This is a genomic window from Archangium sp. (genome assembly GCF_036277355.1).
GTDB lineage: Bacteria > Myxococcota > Myxococcia > Myxococcales > Myxococcaceae > Archangium.
The window spans coordinates 1-16,211 of the sequence record NZ_DASUNC010000163.1 but is presented as its reverse complement, the minus strand read 5'-3'; the positions used below and the strand labels follow the sequence as shown (position 1 = coordinate 16,211).

The window sequence follows — 16,211 nt, the reverse complement described above, 5'->3', positions numbered from 1 at the left end:
TAACTCTCGGAGGGGGTTGGAATCAAGTGGGCGTGGGAGCCAACCCACCAGGGTGGGTAGCGAGGGCCGAGTCGAGGAAGCGGCCGATGCGGGCGGCCATCTCCTCGGGGAACTCCAGCATGGGGAAGTGGCTGCGGGCGGGCAGCTTCTGCACCTGGAACCAGGGGTGCGAGGAGGCGAAGGAGCGCTGGGCGTCCAGCCAGGCGGTGTCCTCGGGCTGGGCGTAGAGGTGGAGGGTGGGCACGGGGGGCGAGAGGGTGGCGAGCGCCTCCAGCGGGCTGCCGTACCGGGAGTACACCTGTTGAATCTCCCGCCCGGCGCGCTTCCACATGTCCTCGCCGAAGGAGCCCATGTCGTCGCGGACGAAGCGGATGACGTCCGGCGAGCCCACCCCCTGCAGCCACAGGGAGAAGAGCCCGTCGCGGGCCTGCTTCCACTGGGGGGACTGCAGGGCCTGGAGGGCCTGGAGGAAGGGCGGAGGCGGCTCCAGGACGAGCCAGTCCAGCAGCACGACGGCGGGGATGCGCGAGCCCAGCTGACGCCGCAACTCGAGGGCCCACCAGCCGCCGTGGGACAGGGCCACGGGCACCACCTGGCGCGCGCCGCTGGCGTCGATGACGGCGCGCAGGGTGTCCAGCACGGTGGCGTTGTCGAAGCCGGGGCCGGGCTGCTGGGACTCGCCGTGGCCGGGCAGGTCCACCACGAGCGCGCGGTGGAGGATGGAGCTCCACGGGACGAGCTTGCGGAACACCTCGCGGCTGGTGCACCAGCCGGGAATGAAGAGCAGCGTGGGCTCTCCCTGCCCCACGTCGTCATAACGGATGCGAGCCCCACCCACGCGCGTCTCGGCCATGTGTCTCCCCCCGGCGGCCCCGCGACAGGACCCGGGCCGCCATGGGGGCGAGTCATGCTCCGGGAGGGCGGGGGAAGGACAGGGGACGGCGGTGCGGTAGGGCTGTCGGCTGCCGGTCAATCCCCCTCAGGCGGCCTGGCGCGAGTCGCGCTCGGGCACGCCGAACACGTCGAGCTGCTGGCTGCGGCCCTTCACGAAATGGGCGCCGAGCGGCTCGAAGGTGCCGTCCTCGCCGAGGGCCTCGCGGCACTCGCGGGTGAGGAGCAGGGAGCGGCCGAGCACCTTCGTCAGGTCCTGCACGCGCGAGGCGGTGTTCACCGTGTCGCCGATGACGGTGTACTCCTGGCGCTGGGCGCCGCCCACGTTGCCCACGACGGCCTCGCCGCGGTGCAGGCCCACGCCGACGCGCAGGCCGGGGAACTCGCCCTGCTCGCGCATGCGGGCGGCCTCGGCGAGCATCTCCCGCGCGGCGGCCAGGGCGCGGCGCGTGTCGTCCGGCTGGTGCGTGGGCGCGCCGAAGACAATCAACATCCCGTCCCCGAGGAACTTGTTCACCAGCCCGCCGTGGGCCGCGACGATTTCACACATGCGCCCGAAGTAGAGGTTGAGCAGGCGCAGCGTCTCCTCGGGGGGCTGGGACTCGGCGAGCCGGGTGAAGCCGCGGATGTCGGTGAAGCAGACGGTGACGGCGCGGCGCTCGCCGCCCTCGGGGATGCTGCCGGAGAGCAGGTGCTCCATGACCTGCTCGCTCACGTGCATGCCCAGCAGGCCGCGCACGCGCTCGCGCTCGACGGCGCTCTCGGTGAGGCGCATGAGCAGCGAGCGCATGGAGCCGCTGGCCACCATGCCGAGCGCGCCCATGGTGACGAGGAAGATGGCCTTGGCGAGGGTGACGTAGAAGTCATACGCGCCGGTGGCGAGCATCTCCGGGGAGGCGGCGGGACGCAGGACGAAGTGGATGACGGCGACGAGCTGGGTGGCGGCGGCCAGGCCCGCGAAGAGACAGAGGCGGGGCTGGAGGCGCGGCGTCGCGGCGGCGACACCCACGGCGTAGAGGGCGGGCCCCCCGGCGGACAGGGCGAAGGCGGGGCCGTTGACGCCCAAATCCAGCAGGGCGACGACGGTGCCCATGGAGACGTCGACGAGCGAGGACGCGTAGCGCATCCACGGGCGGAAGTGGCCGGTGCGCAGCAGCAGCGAGACACAGGAGTACCAGACGAGGTACCCCACGGTGGCCGAGAGGATGAGGGCGGGAATCTGCGAGCCGGAGACGCGGCCGACGAGCACCAGCGCGGTGGCGATGACGCCGGCGCTGGTGGCGACGTGGGCCACACGCGTCTCCATGTGCCGGACGGTCTCCCCGAGGACGGTGTCGAAGCCGTCGGGGGCGGGGCTGGAGCGGAGGGGGACGCGCATGTGGAGGCAGGATAGCGCCTGGAGGAGGGCGGCGGCAGGGCGTCAGCGTTCTGGCGGGGAGCCCACGGCCGCGTCCAGCTCGGCCTGGAAGGCGCGGTGGCGGCGGAAGCCCTCGCGGAAGCCGGCGAGCAGGAGGTTGCCGCGTGCCTGCTCGCCGTGCAGCCAGAGGACCTCGGCCGCGGCGGCGAGCAGCCAGGCGGCCTTGGCGTAGCTGCGCCGGTGCTGCCGGCTGACGATGGCGCTCGCGCGCTCGCGGGCGAGCTCCAGACACCATTCGCGCAGCCGCTCGCGCTCCGCGGGCTCGAGGGAGAGGGCGGGGAGGGCCTCGGCATAGGCGCGGGCCAGCCGCTCGCGGAGAGCCTCGTCGTGGCGCGAGCCGCCCGAGTACCAGGCACCGGCCCGGGTGCCGGACTCGAGGGCCTGGCGCCAGAGCGCGTCCACGTTGCGGGGCAGCCGTGAGAGGGATTGGCCGGAGAGGAGCACGAGGAAGGCGGGCACGACGAGCCCCTGGGGGTTGTCGCCGAACGTCCACCCGAGCGCGTTCTCGCGGGCGGCGAGCGCGTGGGCGGCCTCCCAGTCATGGGCGAGCAGCCAGGCATGGGCGAGCAGCCGGCGATCGACATGTGCGGGGACCTCGAGGGAGTCCTCGGCGTCGGGGAGCGCGGCCATGGAGCCGGAGGGGGCGCGGGGTTGCTGGAGGACGGCCTCGAGGTGGCGGGCGGCCTGGAGCAGGAGGGGAGGGCGCTCGGACTCGGAGGGGAGGGTGTCGCGCAGGTCGAGGAGCCGGGAGAGGGTGGGTTGGGAGACGAAGGCCTCCCAGCGGGCGGAGCGGACGGTGCCGGGCTGGCCGAGGCGCCCGGCGGCGGAGGCGAGGAAGCCGGCGACGGTGGCGCGCAGGGGGAGGGAGGAGGGGAGGACGGCGAGGGCCTCCCGGGCGGTGGTGAGCACGGCGAGGGGTGGGCCCTCGCGCTCGAGGGCGGAGAGGAGATCCACGAAGGCGCGGGGGTGACGGGAGGGCTCGGAGAAGGCGAGCTCGCGCAGGCCGCGGGTGCCCTGGGAGAGGCGGAGGGCCTCGCGCAACCAGGCATCGGCATCGGGGCCCTCCTGCGGACGGAGGAGGGCGCTCCAGTCGCGCAGGAAGACGTCGAAATCGGGGAGGGGCTCGGAGGAGAGGTCGAGCCACTCCTGGACGAGGGGGCGGGGTGAGTGGGGGAGGAGCTGGCGCAGGGAGCGCAGCTGCTCGAGGAGGACGGGGGCGCGCTGTGCGGGGGGAGTGGAGAAGTAGACGGCGCGGAGGTAGCGGGCGCGGGCCTCGGGGAAGTCGACGTGGGAGAGGTGCTGGGGGCGGGGGCCGCGGCCCTGGCCGTCCGTGTATTCGAGGAGGGAGAAGAGGGCGCGATAGGCCTCGCGGGCGAGGGAGTGCTGACCGCGCTCGGAGGCCTCGAGGGCGCGCTGGAAGAGGGAGGTGAGGGGCTCGAGGAATTCGGCGTAGGGGCCGAGGGAGTCGTTCTCGGGCCAGAGGTCTTCCCATTCTTTTGCCTTGTCTGGGAGGGATTGAGCGAGCCCGGAGATGTCCTCGAGGAGGGAGTGGGGGTGGAGGGAGGCGGGGGCGTTGGGGTCCGCGCGGAGGGAGTGGAGGAAGGCGAGCCGCTCGGAGGGCCGGACGCGGCTGGCGAGGAGACGGAGGAGGGCGCGCAGCTGCTCGGGGGAGCAGTCCGCGAGCCGTGCGTCGACGGCCTCACGGAAGTCCGTGAGGGACAGCTTCTCCGCCGGGGGATGGGACAGGTCGACTCCAGCCATGGGTAACCAGAAGATGACCTCGGCGGTCACGTCCGGCCACCCCCGGGTTGCTCGGCTGGCTCCTCTCCGGCCCTGGATGGAGGTATGGGCGGTGATGAAGACCACCACACGGAGGCCTTGGCGCATTCAACTCGGGACGTCGCGTCCACGAGCCCCATCTGCTTCATCGTTCTCAATCAATCCCATTCTCTTGATGATTCTCGAAGCAGGGCCCAACTCGCGTCTCTGGAGTGTTTATGGCATTCATGTGGAGAGCATGGGTGTGTACGGCCTTCCTTCTGCTTGGAGGATGCGGCCATGGAAGCTCCATTCGTCCTCAGGCGGGTGCGGAGTCTGTCCAGACCAGGTACGACGTATCGGCCATGGGCGCTGTCGAGGAGGAGGAAGAGCAGGTCCGTTTCAAGGGAAACACACTGGCTGCGCGTATCTGGGTGCTGATTGGCAATGGGCAGTTCGTCGAGGCAGAGGCCTTGATTGCCGAGGGCACGGCAGCAGGTCTGCTATCCAAACCTCAGGCAACCCGGATGTTGGAGAAGATCTCTCAGCTGAATACGCGGCTGGGAGATATTCCCGCGAGTGTGCAACGTGCCCCGGACTTTCCTTCCCAGCTCAAGGACTATACGCTGTTCGAGATAGACCAGATGTTGCAGAGGCAGGATTTCAGCATCGCGGCCAAGGCCCAGTTGATGATGGCCAAGAAGCTGATCAAGGAGTTCCCCCGGCTGCTGGCGAAGTGAGGTGACACCGTGACGCATCCGAGCCTGGAAGAGCTGGAGGCGAAACTCCAGGAGGCCCGAGCCGTTGGAGGGGCCAACCGGGCCAGCCCGGAGCAGTTGCGCCTGCTGCGCGAAGTGGCCAGGGAATGCCCCGCGTTCACGCCCAATCTCCTGGAACTCGCCCGGCTGTTGTTGCTGAACGAGGAAGCGGGAGTGAGCGCGGATGCGGCCTTCGCGGAAGTCCAGCGGCTGCTGGAGCAGGCCGTCCGTGGCTCGAAGCGCAACCCCGTCGCGGTCCTGGAGCTTGCTCACTTCCTGGATGCCTTCCGCAATGTTCCTCGGGAGGCGGAGAAGCTCTACGAAGAAGGAGCAGCGGGGGCCTTGAAGCTGGTCGAGGAATCATGGACGGCTCTGCTCGACCTCTGGACGGGTGAGAACACCCGGGAATCGTTGGGGAAGGCCTTGGAACTCGCCGCGCTGGCGGAGAAGGTCTTTCCCGAATCCGGGGACATCATGCTCGCCGTGGTGACCGCGAGGAACTACGCAGCCCGAGCCGGCCTGATGGACGCAGAGGAGGCCTGAGCGGGGGGAATGTGATGGGGCGAGTCACCTGGGCCGGAGTGACCGGGCAGGTCGAGCGGTCCTTGCCTGGGCAGGCGGGCTCCTCTACCCTGCGGACCTCCCCCTGAAGTCCGCGTGCGCCCACGTCCCTGGTCCGTCCTGCTCTGGGTCCTCCGAAGGCGCGCCGCCCGTGCTCTACGTGGCCGCGCGGGTGTCCACGCTGGTGGACTTCGAGGGCCTGCTCGAACCGCGCGTGGCGCTGACTCCCGAGTTGGGCGATGAGCCGGGGGCGGGCCAGGGGCTGGCGCTCGTCATGCCGGGCGAACGCCTGACGCTCATGCACACCATCCTGGCACCTGTTGTGCTCATGACATCACCAGGAACCCCAATTGCCCCTCTCCTCACGGCGATGACACCATCCACGGTGACGGACGCTTGGTTGAACCCTCTTGGGCTTGGGTGGTGCTCTGGACATGTCGAAGCGTGTCACGCGGAGGTCCACACTTCAGTTCCTGCGATGTCTCGTGGTGGTTCTGCCAGGTCTCTTGGGATGCAGCATCAATCAATACCAGCCAGGTCACTTCCGGTTCACCACGATTGTCGAGAAGAAAGGCCCGGGGCCCGGTGGCTGGCGTGCCGCATGTATCCATGCGACTGTCATCAACAAATCGACGATGGAGCCATACTTCTGTCAATTTGGCGTAGGCATACCCATGGAGACCAAAGATGTTGCCTGGATGTCCGAGCCACTGACTCAGCGAATCGCCGCTGATTGTGCCAACAAGGCGCTCCGTGATGTGATCGCCGCTCCCGCGTCCCCACTTCCTGGCCTCGTCTGTACGCAATTCATCGACACGTTCAACGTCGTCCTGGATCGCGCCGTGCCCGGCTCGAGAGTGACGGCATGGTGTGAGAAGAAAACAAAGCCCTTCCCGGTCGAGCTCTAAGTCCATGTCAATCTCAGCGGAATATCTGCTTTCGATTGCCCGCAACTACTGGCGTTCGGACCACGAGTTCGATGGCAAGCTGGAGAGGAGCCCCGAGCTGGAGAGATTCCAGGGGTTGTGGGAAGAGAAGCTCGAGAAGATGGAGGAGTGGTGGGTGCTCCATGACGAGCTGCGGGTGGCGTTGCCTCACTTGAAGATCGGGGATGCCACCTCCACGGTGGATGCCTGCTTCCGCTGTCTCGTGTATGCGGAGCAGCAGCTCGCGGCCGAAGACCCGGAGGCTGCGCCCCGGTCGCGCTGCTGGGCCGTTGTCGGCTGCGTCAGCATTCTGGCGCCTGTCTATACGGTGTATGGCGTGCAGTACGACTACAAGGGGCGGCAATGGATCGCCCGGCGGGTCTTCTTCGAGCCGTTGCCACCTGAGATGAAGGCTCCCGCGGAGGTTGTCGCCAGGAAGCTCGAGGCGTTGTTCGGGGTGGAGGCCCTTCCTCGTGAGCTCGCCGGGACCCGGGTCCCGCTGATCGTGGAGCCACGGGAGCCGCCTGAGACCACGCTCTTTCATGCGCTCTTCACGGGCCGGCCCGAGAGCGTGCCTCTCTAGCGGACGGGGCGCACAGGTGATGGGGCGAGTCACCTGGGCCGGAGTGACCGGGCAGGTCGAGCAGTCCTTGCCCGGGCAGGCGGGCTCCTCTACCCTGCGGACCTCCCCATGGAGTCCGCGTGCGCCCACGTCCCTGGTCCGTCCTGCTCTGGGTCCTCCTCCTGTCCACGGCGGCCACGGCCCGGGAGACGCGGCAGGGGACCGTGCTCGTCGCGGGACACCCGGAAGGCGCGCCGCCCGTGCTCTACGTGGCCGCGCGGGTGTCCACGCTGGTGGACTTCGAGGGCCTGCTCGAACCGCGCGTGGCGCTGACACCCGGGCTGGGCGAGCGCCTCGCGGTGCTTGCCGTGGGAGCGCGCTCGCTGGTGGTGGTGCCCGTGCGCGACCTGGCGCGGGGCGAGCGCGTGCTGCTGCCGGTGACGGGGCGGACGGAGGCCGGCGAGCCCCGTGCGCTGACGCTGGCGCTCGTCACCCGGGAGGACGAGGTGGACGTGCACGCCCACGTGTCCCTCGGGACGCCCGGGCCCCGGGGGCTGGAGGCCTCGGCGGAGGACGGGGGGGGCACGGTGGCGGGGATGCTGCTCGCGAGCCATGAGCCGGGGGCGGGCCCGGGGCTGGCGCTCGTCATGCCGGGCGAAATCCAGACGCTCATGCGGGCTGACGAGGTTGAGGGTCGGCTTGAATCCGTTCTCCGGATGGACCGGGGGCACCTCTTCGTCACGGTAGCGGTCAAATTCAAGTCACGACTTCTTCGTCCATGGCACCTGGGCCGGGCCCGGGTGGAGGCGGGATGCTGGAAGGAGCGCGCGAGGGCGAATGTGGTGCTCCCCGTCGTCGTCACCTCCGCCATCCCCGGGCCACGCGTGCAACGCCACACCCTGGCCATCCGGCTGCCGGAAGGGGCCGGGTGTCTGTCGTTGACCCTGGAGGAGGACGGCCCCCGGACACTGCACCTCCAGGACTGGAGGTTTCCTCCATGACGAATCCCTTCCATCCGGACCTGATTCAACCCGGAGACATGGTGCGGCACTACCGGGTGGTGAGCCGCCTCGGGAGCGGTGGCTTCGCGAACGTCTTCCTGGTGGAGCACGGGGGGCGGCCCTACACCCTGAAGATCGCGGCCCGCCCACCGGGGGATGAGGACGAGGCCCGGGAAGACGAGCGGGCCTTCCGCGAGGCCATCTCCCTGGGGCACTTCCGGCACCCCAACCTGTTGACGGTCCGCGAGCTGGGCCGCTGGCCGGAACTGGAAGGGGGTCACTTCTTCTTCGTCACCGACCACGTCCCTGGCTCCACCTTCAACAGGTGGCGCTGGGAGACGCAGGCCGCGCTGAGGCGCTTCATCCGGGTGCTGGCCGAGCTGCTCCTGGTGATGGCGGAGCTGCACGAGCGCGGCGTGTGCCACCGCGACATCAAGCCCGACAACGTCCTGGTGAGGGAGGGCGATGACAAGCCGTTCCTCATCGACTTCGGCGCGGTGTTCCTGCCCGGGGCGTACACGCTGACGCGGGAGCTCCCACCGGTGACGTTCCACAACATGCCGCCCGAGGTCGCCGCCTTCCTGCGAGGGGGCGCGTGGGAAGAGGGCGCGCACTTCCCCGCGAGTCCCGCGGCGGATCTCTACGCCTTCGGTGCCCTGCTCTACGAGGCGCTCACGGATTGCCACCCCTTCAACCCACGCCTGCCGTTGGACAAGCTCCTGCTCGCCATCGAGTTCGTCCCGCCGGTGGAGCCCGTCCAGTTGGAGCCGCGTGTGCCGCCGGGCCTGAGCAGCCTGGTGATGAGGCTCCTGGCCAAGGACCCGGCGCAACGGCCCCCGAGCGCCCGGGCCGTCCACGAGGAGTTGATGCGGTTGCTGGAGGACGAAGGGGACACGGAGGCCTGGACGGTGCCGTATGCCTTCGCCACGGAGGAGGGCGCAGCGGCTCCACCCGAGGAGTCCCGGTCCGAGGCGGCGGCGGGCACGTGGGAGGTTCCCGAGTCATCCCCAGTGTCCGAGAATGCCGCTCCGGCGGCCTCTGACTCCGCTGGGACGGGTGGCGAGGAGCGGGACGCCGGGCGGCCTTCTGGCGGGTGGAGGAGGGGGCTCGCCGTGTTCGCCTTCGTGTTGCTCCTGCTCGGGATAGCGTGGGGCTTCGGCCGCACGGTGTTCGCGTCCGCCCTGGAGGCGGTGTGTTCCGGTGCGGCCTCCACCGCGCTGGTTGCGCCAGCGCCTTCCGAGAAGGGATGCGAAGCCTTGCTCTTCACCCCACCGAAGTCCTTCCGCGACACCCACGCGCTGCTCTGTGCCGCCTCCGTGCAACTCCTGGCCTGCGCGGGGGCACCGGTGCGCCCTGATGCTGGAGGTTTCCTGGAGCAGTGCCCTCCCGAAGCCCGTCAGACGGCCGCGCGGGCGGGCTTCGGGCAGATGCCCTTCACGGATGTCGAGCTGGTGACCGGTGTGGAGGTTGGCAACGAGTCGAACACGGGCCTGTTCAACGTCAGGAGCGGACCCATGGAGGGATGGATGTTCCTGCCCGGTGATGAGCGGAGCTACCGGGTGACGGGTGAAGCGAAGGTGTTCCAGAATCGGTTCTACGCGCGGTTCGACCGGATCTACCTCGACGCGCTCTACCCGACGCCCGGCATTGTGCCGTCTCCCATCTGCGCCGTGGTCGTGAGCGACAGGGAGCCGAGGAAGAAGTTCGGGGTGCTGACGTACGAGAGCGAGAATCCCAGCGGGTCCGAGGTCGAGCCCGCCAAGGTGGTGTATCGCGGCGCCGACTCCACCATTCTCAACGCACAGTTGGTGGACGTATACGTCCAGCTCCCCGGCCGCCGTTTCCCGGAGTAGGGCATCGGCCCGGAGCAGGACCCTTCTGGCCGCGAGGTGTACCAACTGGTCCGATGGTCGGACCAGTCGCGGAAGGTCACGGGGGAAGGAGACCCACGGGAGGGTCTCCCGTGCCGGTGGGGACCCGAGGGGTCGTGCGGAGGGCTTGAGTGAATCACGGCGCGAGCTAACCTGGTCGGAATGGCCGCAGCTGTTGAGCACTCGATCCTGAATCTCCCTGGCGAGCCCCGCATGCTCGATGCCGTGCGCGAGGGCCTCGCGGGGGCGGAAGAGGTCCTGCTCGCCGTCTCGTTCACCCGCTGCAGCGGGTTGCAGCTCCTCGTCGATCCACTCCAGGAGGTCGCGAAGCGAGGCCGCGTCAGGGTCCTCACGTCCACCTACCAGCAGATCACCCAGCCCGAGGCGCTGGAGGCGCTCCTGGAGATGGAGGGCGTCGAGTGCCGGGTCCAAGGCGGTCCGACCGGCTTCCACTCGAAGTTCTGGTGGTTTCGCGGGAAGAGTGGCGCCGAATGCTGGGCGGGCTCCTCCAATCTCACGAGGGGTGGGCTCGCCACCAACCTCGAGTGGAACATCCGTTCCCTGGAGCAGGCGCGTATCGAGCAGACCCGGCGGCAGTTCGAGGCCCTCTGGGGCCGCTCCGATGTGCAGCCGCTCTCTCGCGAGCTGATCCACCGCTACCGCTTGCACCGGCGGCCCGAGCGCCCGGCGCCCATTCCCCTCCCTCTGGCCGCCGATGAACTGCAGCAGGCGCCCAGACCCAACCCGGCACAGCAGGAGGCCCTGAAGAAGCTGGCCGAGCTGCGTGACCGGGGTGAGCGGCGTGCCGCGGTCATCGCGGCCACCGGCCTGGGCAAGACGTACCTGGCGGCGTTCGATGTCGCCGCGAGCCGGGCGCGGCGGGTCCTGTATGTCTCGCATCGTCTCGAGCACCTCACCCAGGCCATGAGGGCCTTTGCCCTGGTGCTCGGGAAGAAGCACCTCGGGCTCGTCGGCGGGGGCTACGTGGAGGCGGACGCGGACATCGTCTTCGCGACGGTGCAGAGCCTTCGCGGTCATGCCACGCTGCTCGGACGCCGCTGGGACTACGTCATCATCGATGAGTTCCACCACGCGGAGGCCTCTGGCTATCAGCCGCTGCGCAAGCTCATCGAGCATGCGTTCTTCCTGGGGATGACGGCGACTCCCGAGCGCCAGGACGGGCATGATGTGCTCGAGTGGTGCAACTGGAACATCGCCTACGAAATCCGTCTCCCCGAGGCAATCGATCGTGGCTGGCTGCTCCCGTTCCACTACTTCGGCATCGCGGACGAGACCGTCGACTTCGCGCGCATTCCCTGGCGCAATGGGAAGATTCCCATCGACATCCTGGAGCAGGAGCTCTCGATCGAGGCGCGCGCCGAGCTGGTGCTCGAGCAGGCGTTGCTGCATGGCTTCGATGGCCCGAAACGAGCGACCGTTGGCTTCTGCGCCAGCATCCGGCACGCGGAGTTCATGGCGAAGGCCTTCAACGCGTGGAATCAAACCGCCGTGGTGGTCTCGGGAAACCAATCCGTGGAGGAGCGCGAGCTCATCTACCGCAAGCTGGCGGACGTGACGCATCCACTCCAATGGATATTCGTCGCCGACGTGCTGAACGAGGGCGTGGATATCCCGGCCATCAACTCGCTGCTCTTCCTCCGGCCAACGGATTCGGCGGGATTGTTCCTCCAGCAGCTTGGGCGAGGGCTGCGCCTCTTTCCCGAGACGGAGGTCCTGACAGTCCTCGACTTCGTTGGCCATCACCGGAGCAGCTGGATCACGTTGCAGGCGCTCCACGACCCGAAGGGAACGGGGGCGCGAGTCGACGTCGTCGAGGGCTTCACCCTCAAGCCGCCGCGCGGCTGCGAGGTGGTGCTCCAGAGACGCACGCGGGAAATCCTCGCGAAGATTCGCCGGCTCACGACGCGGCAGCGCTGTGACGAGGCCTACCGCCTGCTCCGGGACGAGCTGGGACGCCCTCCGCTTCCCGTCGATCTCTGGCTCCGCGAGGAGCTGCCGGAGCTGAAGGATTTCCGTGGGGCCTACGGCTCGTGGCTGAAGTGCCAGCAGGCGCAGGGGGACGCTCCCGCCTGGGCGAAGGGCCTGCCGGAGGAGCACCCCGTTCACCAACTCCTCTCGGCCGCGGAGACCGACTGGCAGGCCCAACGGGTTGGGCCCTACGCGCTCTTGTGGGGGCTGGCCGCGCATCCTGATGATCCACGGGCCGGTTACGAGGAATTCTTCCGCCGCTACCCCCAATGGGAGAGGGAGCACGCGTCCTTGGACAGCTCCAAGTCATGGAAGACGCTGCGCAAGAAGGTTCCGGCGGCGGTCCTCACTCGGGAGCATCTGGCGAGCCCCATCATCACCGCGCTCGGCTCGGAACTGCTGGAGCAAGTGGAAGGACGTCTGCTGTACACCGTGAACAAGGATCATCAGGAGCGTCACGGAGGCGTACTCCGGACTCCTTCGGACCTGGCCCGGTATGGGCAGTACACACGGCCGGAGATCGTCCGCCACTTTGGCGCGCAGTACGACCCCGCGCGCCACAACATGGGCATCCTCTGGTTCGAGCAGCGTGGCGTCATCATCACGAAGCTCGATACGAGCAGCGCGAAGGAGGGGCAGCGCTACCTCAACCGTTTCATCACGAATCGGCGTTTCTCGTGGAGTAGCCAGCCCAAGATGACCCGGACGAACGAGGCGGGCCGGAAGGTGCTCGAGCACGAAGAGCGCGGCTTGACGCTGTACCTGTTCGTTCAAGGGCGCTCGCATGAGCCCGCCCTGTACATGGGCGAGGCAACATTCGTCGCGGCCGAGGGTAACAAGCCGATGGCGATTACCCTGAAGTTGGATCGGCCCGTTCCGGCCGAGGTGCAACGCGAGCTCAGAGTGGAGCTCCCGGAGGATGAAGACTCCGCCTGAACGGTGGAGGACCCTCTACTGATGCCTGCGAAGCTTCGGTTGCAACTCGACCGAGAATAAGCCTGGGTTGGGTTTTGGACTGTCAGCCGTGACTCTGTCCGAATGTGTCATTGAAAGGTATAGGATGATGTCATGTGCGCTCGGTGAAAAATTGATTCGAGGTGGTTGTGGGATTTCTAGGACGAGTTGTGCCGGTGTCAGTATTTCTTCTCTTGCGATTGCTCGCGGGGGCACTGCCAATCCTCTCGGGTTGCAGCATCAATCATTACCAGCCAGGCCACTTCCGATTCACCACGATTGTCGAGAAAACAAAGCCGGGAGCCGATGGCTGGCGTGCCGCGTGTATCCATGCGACCGTCATCAATAAATCGACCATGGAACCCTATTATTGCAAATTCGGTGTGGGAATGCCCATTGAGAACAGGGATTTTGGATTCATGTCCGAACCGCTTGCTCAGAGAATCGCCGCCGATTGCGCCAACAAGGCACTGAGTGACGTGATTGCCGCTCCCGCTTCTCCGCTTCCGGGTCTTGTCTGTTCTCAATTCATCAACACGTTCCATGAAGCCCTGAGTCGTGCCGTGCTTGGGTCGAAGGTGACGGCTGAGTGTGAAAAGAAGACCAAGCCATTCCAGGTTGACCTCTGAGCCCATGCCACTTTCAGCGGAGTCCCTGCTTTCTGTCGTCCGCAACTACTGGCGTTCGGACCATGAGTTCGATGGCAGACTGGAAAGGAGCCCCGAGACGGAGAGGTTCCAGGACTTGTGGGAAGAGAGGCTCGAGAGGATGGGGGAATGGCACATGCTCCTGGATGAGCTCCAGGCGGCGTTGCCCCGGTTCCTCATCGGGAATGCCACGGCCACCTGTGATGCGTGTTTCCGCTGCTCCGTGTACATGGAGCGGGAGCCCCTCCATTCGAATCAGGGGAATGAACAGTTGACGCGCCGCCAGGTCGTGGTCGGCTGCGTCAGCATTCTGGCTCCTGTCTATACAGTCTACGGCGCGCAGTACGACTACAGAGGCAAAGAGCGCATCGCCGACAGGGCATTCTTCGAGCCGCTTCCTCCTGAGATGCGCGCTCTCGCGGAGATCGTTGCCAGGAAGATCGAGGCGAGGTTCGGGGTCGAGGCCGTTCCTCGCGAGATCGCCGAGACGCGTATCCCGCTCATCGTGGGTCCACGTGAGCCGCCCGAGACCACGCTCTTTCATGCGCTCTTCACGGCGTGGCCCGAGAGCGTGCCTTGATGCGCTGGACGTACAAGGGCCTCACGCAATCGCTCCCCATCGGCGCCGCCGGACCCGACGGCAAGAAGCGGCCCATTCAGCTCTTTCCAAAGGTCGGGGCCCTCAAGGACCCTGGGCTGGAGGCATTCAAGGTCTACTTCCCGCACTTCCTCGGGAATCGGCGCGGCAGCGATCTCATGACTCCAGAGCTGGGCACGTCCCTTCACGCGCTTCTGGAAACCCAGGACGAGGAGCAGCGCGCTGCAATCGTCCGCCGCGTGGCGCGGGAAGAAATCCCGGAGACCTTTGGCAGGTACCTCGAGGTCATCCGGTCCTTCGACGTCACGGTGCACTCCGAGGCGCGCACGATGCAGGTGTCCCTGGAGTTGAAGCCACACGGGGCCGGGTGGGTGTCGTGGAGCTTCGCGGTGCACTTTCCTCCGCGACAGGAGGGCGGGGGCGAGGTGGAGACCAGGCCTCGTCCGAGTCCCGAGGCGATGAACGATCCCCGGACGGCGGAGCTCATCCGCGTTGCGCGGCACTACTACCCGGCGGGCTACCCCGTGTGGGAGGACGACGACGAGGAGTCCGAACCCGCCTATCGGCGGACGCCCGAGTACCAGCGGTGGCGCGCGCTCCGTGAGCAGACCTGGGACGACTGGAAGGAGTGGGAAGAGTTCCTGCGCCGCTCGCGCGCCGTGTTCCCCGGGCACCCTGTGTCTGATGTGACGCATCCCTCGGCGGATGCCTGCTCCCGCTGCTGCGTGTATCTGGAGCAGCCATTGCCGGACGGCGGACGTGCCGTGACCCGGGTGGTGGGGGCCGTCTCCATCCTCGCGCCGCTGTACCTCGTCTACGTGACGACGCACAGCGTGGGGCCCGACACGACGGCGACCTTGCCGCAGCTCGACTTCACGCCCGGCGGCGAGGCGAAGTCCTCCGCGGACGCGCTGGCCCGGCTCATCGAGCAGGTGTTCGGCTACCGCCCCTTTCCGATGGAACTGGCGGATGTCCCCCTGCCGGAGCTCCGGGTCGAGTCGCTGCACGAGTCCGCGACGCTCCTCGGAGCGCTCTTCGCGGACCGGGGCACGCTGGCCAACGTGCCCTGAGCGCGGCGGTGGCGATGGAGGCCGCCGCCGCGGTGGAACGTCCTTGTAGGGGTCCCGCAGCGTGCCCTACATGAAGATTCCTGGTGCCGTCTCCAACGCCGCACGCAGGTCCTCGACAGTCGTGTCCATCCCCTCTACGACGGTGGGAGCGTGCCACGTCACCGCGACTGTTCCCTCGGGCGACTCACACGCCACCTCGACGGTGACCCGCCCGAAGCGTCCCGGCCAGGAATGCCGCCGCAGCTCCGCGGCGCGTTTGCGTGGGTCGATGAAGGTGAAACACGGCCAGCGCGGCAGGCGGATGGTGCTCATGTCGCAACCGTTGAAGCCGACCCCATGGAGCTCGGCCTCGGAGAAGTCGCAGTCCTCAATCCCCCCCGGCTTCCACCGCCGCGTGTCCACCAGGGCCTCCCGGAACCCGAACTCGTTGCCCCGGAAGCGGCCCTTGAATCGGCACCCCTTCAGCGTCATCTGTGCCCACACCACGCCCTTCAGCTGCCCCTTGGCCTGGAGGGTGCAGTTGATGAACTGGCCCGACACAGGCACCAGCGAGCGCCCGGCCGCACTGATGATGACAGTGGAGTCGCGCACCGTGAGGTCCGGGCCGAGCCAGTAGATGGGGCCCTTTTTCAGCTCCAGCCGCTCGCCGGCAATCTCTCGCTTCTCGTAGTGGATGTTGGGAGTCACGCGGGCCTCAGAAGAAGATCATGCGGAAGAAGGTGCTCGCCATCCGCCGCCCGTGCAGCGCGAAGTTCGAGTCGGTGCCGGACAGGATTTCGTAATGGTAACCCTGTCCGCCCGGGCCCGTGATGTCGGCACCGCGGCTGTTCCAGGACAGGCCCGGGAACCGTAGCTTCATTTGAGCCTCTACCCAGCGCCCGCGAGCCTGCCGCTCCAGGAGATTCGCTCGATGCTCCAAGCCGCGATCCAGCATCGACTGAATGGCGTTTCGCTCCTCCTGACGGAGCTTCGCGGGCGACCACCTTCCCGCGATCTCCCTCACCGCGGCCTGCAACTCATCGCCCAGCCGGTCCTCCCCCGGAATGTCCCTGTAGCTCTTGCCTCGTGGGAGGACGGCGTCCACATACTGCACCCCCGACATCACTCCCCAGCTCCGAGCAGGTGACGGTGACCTTGCGTGGGCACCCCCTCCAAGGAGTGCGGCTGCCAGTTACTCAGGCCTTTCGTACCCAGGACGGCCAGCGTTA

16 protein-coding genes are annotated in these 16,211 nt (G+C 67.7%); 9 read left to right on the top strand and 7 right to left on the bottom strand.

Annotated elements, in window-relative coordinates:
• Positions 1 to 22 precede the first annotated feature (22 nt).
• The 3 genes from VFZ09_RS40100 to VFZ09_RS40090 all read right to left on the bottom strand — a co-directional run bounded on the left by VFZ09_RS40100 (position 23) and on the right by VFZ09_RS40090 (position 4,195).
• Positions 23 to 853, bottom strand: a complete 831-nt coding sequence (locus VFZ09_RS40100; protein ID WP_329733066.1) for an alpha/beta hydrolase — start codon at positions 851 to 853, stop codon at positions 23 to 25.
• Positions 854 to 979: 126 nt separating this feature from the next.
• Positions 980 to 2,269, bottom strand: a complete 1,290-nt coding sequence (locus VFZ09_RS40095) for an adenylate/guanylate cyclase domain-containing protein (protein ID WP_329733065.1) — start codon at positions 2,267 to 2,269, stop codon at positions 980 to 982.
• A 42-nt stretch (positions 2,270 to 2,311) separates the two neighbouring features.
• The gene (locus VFZ09_RS40090; protein ID WP_329733064.1) at positions 2,312 to 4,195 is read right to left on the bottom strand and encodes a hypothetical protein; all 1,884 of its coding nucleotides are present in this window, start codon (positions 4,193 to 4,195) and stop codon (positions 2,312 to 2,314) included.
• A 236-nt stretch (positions 4,196 to 4,431) separates the two neighbouring features.
• Here VFZ09_RS40090 and VFZ09_RS40085 point away from each other — a divergent pair, with 236 nt between their 5' ends.
• Positions 4,432 to 4,806 carry a hypothetical protein gene (locus VFZ09_RS40085; RefSeq protein WP_329733063.1) on the top strand — a complete coding sequence of 125 codons (375 nt, stop codon included), beginning with the start codon at positions 4,432 to 4,434 and terminating at the stop codon, positions 4,804 to 4,806.
• 96 nt (positions 4,807 to 4,902) lie between these two features.
• The gene (locus tag VFZ09_RS40080; RefSeq protein WP_329733062.1) at positions 4,903 to 5,367 is read left to right on the top strand and encodes a hypothetical protein; all 465 of its coding nucleotides are present in this window, start codon (positions 4,903 to 4,905) and stop codon (positions 5,365 to 5,367) included.
• A gap of 174 nt (positions 5,368 to 5,541) precedes the next feature.
• On the opposite strand, the gene VFZ09_RS40075 is transcribed toward VFZ09_RS40080, so the two are convergent.
• Positions 5,542 to 5,685 carry a hypothetical protein gene (locus tag VFZ09_RS40075; RefSeq protein ID WP_329733061.1) on the bottom strand — a complete coding sequence of 48 codons (144 nt, stop codon included), beginning with the start codon at positions 5,683 to 5,685 and terminating at the stop codon, positions 5,542 to 5,544.
• Positions 5,686 to 6,059: 374 nt separating this feature from the next.
• Between VFZ09_RS40075 and VFZ09_RS40070 the strand changes: the two genes are divergently transcribed.
• From VFZ09_RS40070 to VFZ09_RS40050, 5 genes are all read left to right on the top strand, one after another.
• Entirely contained in the window at positions 6,060 to 6,293 is a 234-nt protein-coding gene (locus tag VFZ09_RS40070) for a hypothetical protein (protein ID WP_329733060.1), read from the top strand.
• 4 nt (positions 6,294 to 6,297) lie between these two features.
• The gene (locus VFZ09_RS40065; protein WP_329733059.1) at positions 6,298 to 6,894 is read left to right on the top strand and encodes a hypothetical protein; all 597 of its coding nucleotides are present in this window, start codon (positions 6,298 to 6,300) and stop codon (positions 6,892 to 6,894) included.
• Between the two features lie 119 nt (positions 6,895 to 7,013).
• On the top strand, positions 7,014 to 7,874 hold the full coding sequence (locus VFZ09_RS40060; protein ID WP_329733058.1) for a DUF2381 family protein: 861 nt from the start codon (positions 7,014 to 7,016) through the stop codon (positions 7,872 to 7,874).
• Positions 7,871 to 9,727 (top strand): serine/threonine-protein kinase, encoded by a 1,857-nt coding sequence (locus VFZ09_RS40055; protein ID WP_329733057.1) that lies wholly within the window; start codon positions 7,871 to 7,873, stop codon positions 9,725 to 9,727. The genes VFZ09_RS40060 and VFZ09_RS40055 overlap by 4 nt, the downstream gene beginning before the upstream one ends.
• A gap of 231 nt (positions 9,728 to 9,958) precedes the next feature.
• Positions 9,959 to 12,670, top strand: a complete 2,712-nt coding sequence (locus tag VFZ09_RS40050; protein WP_329733056.1) for a DUF3427 domain-containing protein — start codon at positions 9,959 to 9,961, stop codon at positions 12,668 to 12,670.
• A 197-nt stretch (positions 12,671 to 12,867) separates the two neighbouring features.
• On the opposite strand, the gene VFZ09_RS40045 is transcribed toward VFZ09_RS40050, so the two are convergent.
• Positions 12,868 to 13,323, bottom strand: coding sequence for a hypothetical protein (locus VFZ09_RS40045; RefSeq protein WP_329733055.1), 456 nt, complete (start codon positions 13,321 to 13,323; stop codon positions 12,868 to 12,870).
• On the opposite strand from VFZ09_RS40045, the gene VFZ09_RS40040 reads away from it, so the two are divergent.
• Both VFZ09_RS40040 and VFZ09_RS40035 read left to right on the top strand, forming a co-directional pair.
• Positions 13,322 to 13,915 carry a hypothetical protein gene (locus tag VFZ09_RS40040; RefSeq protein ID WP_329733054.1) on the top strand — a complete coding sequence of 198 codons (594 nt, stop codon included), beginning with the start codon at positions 13,322 to 13,324 and terminating at the stop codon, positions 13,913 to 13,915. The genes VFZ09_RS40045 and VFZ09_RS40040 overlap by 2 nt on opposite strands.
• Entirely contained in the window at positions 13,912 to 15,003 is a 1,092-nt protein-coding gene (locus tag VFZ09_RS40035) for a hypothetical protein (protein ID WP_329733053.1), read from the top strand. The genes VFZ09_RS40040 and VFZ09_RS40035 overlap by 4 nt, the downstream gene beginning before the upstream one ends.
• Positions 15,004 to 15,069: 66 nt before the next feature.
• Here VFZ09_RS40035 and VFZ09_RS40030 read toward each other — a convergent pair whose 3' ends face one another.
• On the bottom strand, positions 15,070 to 15,690 hold the full coding sequence (locus VFZ09_RS40030) for a hypothetical protein (protein ID WP_329733052.1): 621 nt from the start codon (positions 15,688 to 15,690) through the stop codon (positions 15,070 to 15,072).
• Between the two features lie 7 nt (positions 15,691 to 15,697).
• Positions 15,698 to 15,862 carry a hypothetical protein gene (locus VFZ09_RS40025; RefSeq protein ID WP_329733051.1) on the bottom strand — a complete coding sequence of 55 codons (165 nt, stop codon included), beginning with the start codon at positions 15,860 to 15,862 and terminating at the stop codon, positions 15,698 to 15,700.
• Positions 15,863 to 16,211 lie beyond the last annotated feature (349 nt).

Coding starts and splice junctions, on each gene's coding strand:
- VFZ09_RS40055 (WP_329733057.1), top strand. CDS start 7,871: ATGACGAATCCCTTCCATCCGGACCTGATTCAACCCGGAGACATGGTG.
- VFZ09_RS40050 (WP_329733056.1), top strand. CDS start 9,959: ATGCTCGATGCCGTGCGCGAGGGCCTCGCGGGGGCGGAAGAGGTCCTG.
- VFZ09_RS40100 (WP_329733066.1), bottom strand. CDS start 853: ATGGCCGAGACGCGCGTGGGTGGGGCTCGCATCCGTTATGACGACGTG.
- VFZ09_RS40095 (WP_329733065.1), bottom strand. CDS start 2,269: ATGCGCGTCCCCCTCCGCTCCAGCCCCGCCCCCGACGGCTTCGACACC.
- VFZ09_RS40065 (WP_329733059.1), top strand. CDS start 6,298: ATGTCAATCTCAGCGGAATATCTGCTTTCGATTGCCCGCAACTACTGG.
- VFZ09_RS40045 (WP_329733055.1), bottom strand. CDS start 13,323: ATGGGCTCAGAGGTCAACCTGGAATGGCTTGGTCTTCTTTTCACACTC.
- VFZ09_RS40075 (WP_329733061.1), bottom strand. CDS start 5,685: ATGAGCGTCAGGCGTTCGCCCGGCATGACGAGCGCCAGCCCCTGGCCC.
- VFZ09_RS40040 (WP_329733054.1), top strand. CDS start 13,322: ATGCCACTTTCAGCGGAGTCCCTGCTTTCTGTCGTCCGCAACTACTGG.
- VFZ09_RS40025 (WP_329733051.1), bottom strand. CDS start 15,862: ATGAAGCTACGGTTCCCGGGCCTGTCCTGGAACAGCCGCGGTGCCGAC.
- VFZ09_RS40085 (WP_329733063.1), top strand. CDS start 4,432: ATGGGCGCTGTCGAGGAGGAGGAAGAGCAGGTCCGTTTCAAGGGAAAC.
- VFZ09_RS40090 (WP_329733064.1), bottom strand. CDS start 4,195: ATGCGCCAAGGCCTCCGTGTGGTGGTCTTCATCACCGCCCATACCTCC.
- VFZ09_RS40070 (WP_329733060.1), top strand. CDS start 6,060: ATGGAGACCAAAGATGTTGCCTGGATGTCCGAGCCACTGACTCAGCGA.